The following is a 2468-nucleotide window of genomic DNA, read 5'->3' on the forward strand; positions in this document are numbered from 1 at the left end:
ATTCGCATTAAGATTTTCAGAGTTTTTTATAGACAATGAAAAATTTTGAAGCACTATCAAGATAATGTAAAAATTTTTGAAGAAGTATATGAAAAACTCTGAAAACCCTTTGGGAACAAAGATAATTAACAATCTGACTGCGTTAAAAATTTTCTCAATAGCTACGGCTATTCAGAAAATTTTGTGCCTTGCATCTTATTCATTATCTTTGTTTCTTAAAAGAAATGTATTTATAGAACCCCCCTTATGAGTTCCTTTGAAAAGTGAAAGGTAAAAATATAATCAAATAACCAAATCAACAGATAAACAAAATGAAAAATGAAGTATTCCATTGAAAAGCTTAGCCTGATAACTCACGGGAAATTGATTGAGCATAACAGTAGTGAAATTGTGAGGAATGTTGTTTTTGACAGCAGATCGGCAGGGGAAAAAAAACTAAGTTTGTTTATTGCAATAAAAGGGAAAAATAATGATGGGCATGATTATATTTCTGATGTTTTTAAAAAGGGTATTAGAAATTTTATTGTTGAGGACAAAAAGTGTATTTCAAAGATTGATAAGAACATAAGAAATACTTCAAATTTTATTTTAGTAAAAAACTCAATTGATGCATTACAAAAGATAGCCGCTTTTCACCGTAGTTTGTTTAAAAAAAATATAATCGGAATAACAGGAAGCAATGGTAAAACTATAGTTAAAGAATGGCTTTATCATCTTTTTTATAAAAATATTAATGTTTGCAGAAATCCTAAAAGCTATAATTCTCAATTGGGTGTGCCTTTGTCATTATTGGATTTAAACAGCAAAAATGAATTAGGGATTTTTGAAGCTGGAATATCACAAAGAGGGGAAATGAAGAAGCTGGCAAAAATTATGAAACCTGAAATAGGTATTTTTACAAATATCGGTGATGCACATCAGCAGGGTTTTGATTCTCTTGAACAAAAAATTGATGAGAAATTACAGCTATTCAAAGAGTGTAAACATATTTTTTATTGCAATGACCATGTGGAAATTGATAAAGCAATTAAAAATAAAAAGGACAAGAATTTTTTTAAATACAGAGTAATAAAGTTTCATAGTTGGTCGAAATACGGTGGTACGGAATTAAGTAATATAAAAATAAAAAGGAAACAAAATTCAACAACTATTAGTGGGATTTATCATCAAATAAATAAAAAAATTGAAATACCGTTTACTGATAGTGCTTCAATTGAAAATGCTATTCATTGTTGGTTTGTAGCTCTCTCTATGGGTGTAGAATGGAATTATAAAGATTTTGATAAACAGATGATGAGTCTTGAACATGTTGAAATGAGACTCGAATTTAAAGAGGGAATAAATAACTGTACTTTAATAAATGACACTTATAATTCTGATATTAATTCTTTGACAATTGCACTGGATATGCTTACTCAACAAAAGCAAAATGCAAGTAGAACTTTGATATTGTCGGATATGTTACAAAGTGGAAAAGCTGACAATGAATTGTATGAAGAAATTGCACAAATTGTTGAATCTAAGGATGTTAATAAAATTATTGGAATAGGTAATTCTATAAAAGAGAATGCAACTGCTTTTAAAATTGAAAGTTCATTTTTTAATTCTACAGATGAATTTTTAAAAGAATTTGATTTTAATAAATTTAATGATGAAGCAATATTAATAAAAGGAGCAAGAGAATTCTGTTTTGAAAAGATTACCAATGCTTTACAAAAAAAAGTACATAAAACCGTTTTGGAAATAAACCTAAACAGTATAATTAATAATCTGAATGTTTATCGCAATTATTTAAAGCCAAAGACAAAAGTAATGGCTATGGTAAAAGCATTTTCTTATGGTAGCGGAAGTTATGAAATTGCAAATATACTTCAGTTTCATAATGTTGATTACCTTGCTGTTGCTTATGCCGATGAAGGTGCAGAATTGCGGGATTCAGGCATTACAATTCCTATTATGGTTATGAATCCTGAAAAGGATAGTTTTAAATTAATGTTTGACAAAAATCTTGAACCTGAGATTTATAACTTTTTAACACTTAATGAGCTTATTGATGAATACAATAAAAATGATGTTAAAAGCAAAATAAATATTCATCTGAAATTTGATACGGGAATGCATCGTTTGGGTTTTGAAGAAAATGAACTTATTAATCTTTATGAAATATTAAATAAAAATTCTTTTATAAATGTAAAATCAGTATTTACTCATCTTACCTCCACCGATAATCCTGAACATGATGAGTTTACAAAAATTCAAGTTAACAAATTTAAAAATATTGCAAGCAATCTTGAAAAATTGTTGGGACATTCTGTAATTAAACATGTACTTAACAGCGTTGGAGTTATAAGATTCTCTGATTCACAACTTGATATGGTGAGGCTCGGAATCGGATTATACGGTATTGATTGTTCGAATTCGCTAAGTAATAAATTGGAGAATGTAAGCAGTTTTAAAACTTCAATTTC

Annotated in this window: 2 protein-coding genes; both read left to right on the top strand. The window is 28.2% G+C overall.

Going from position 1 to position 2468, the window contains the following annotated elements; all coding sequences use genetic code 11:
* Positions 1-88 precede the first annotated feature (88 nt).
* Positions 89-250 carry a hypothetical protein gene (locus tag U9R42_00565; protein ID MEA3494511.1) on the top strand — a complete coding sequence of 54 codons (162 nt, stop codon included), beginning with the start codon at positions 89-91 and terminating at the stop codon, positions 248-250.
* Positions 251-318: 68 nt separating this feature from the next.
* The coding region (locus U9R42_00570) for a bifunctional UDP-N-acetylmuramoyl-tripeptide:D-alanyl-D-alanine ligase/alanine racemase (protein ID MEA3494512.1) at positions 319-2468 on the top strand (2150 nt) is incomplete at its 3' end.

It is taken from the genome of Bacteroidota bacterium, from assembly GCA_034723125.1.
Taxonomy (GTDB): domain Bacteria; phylum Bacteroidota; class Bacteroidia; order CAILMK01; family JAAYUY01; genus JAYEOP01.

Excerpts from the sequence above, each read along its gene's own strand:
- U9R42_00565 (MEA3494511.1), top strand. The coding sequence starts at position 89 with ATGAAAAACTCTGAAAACCCTTTGGGAACAAAGATAATTAACAATCTG.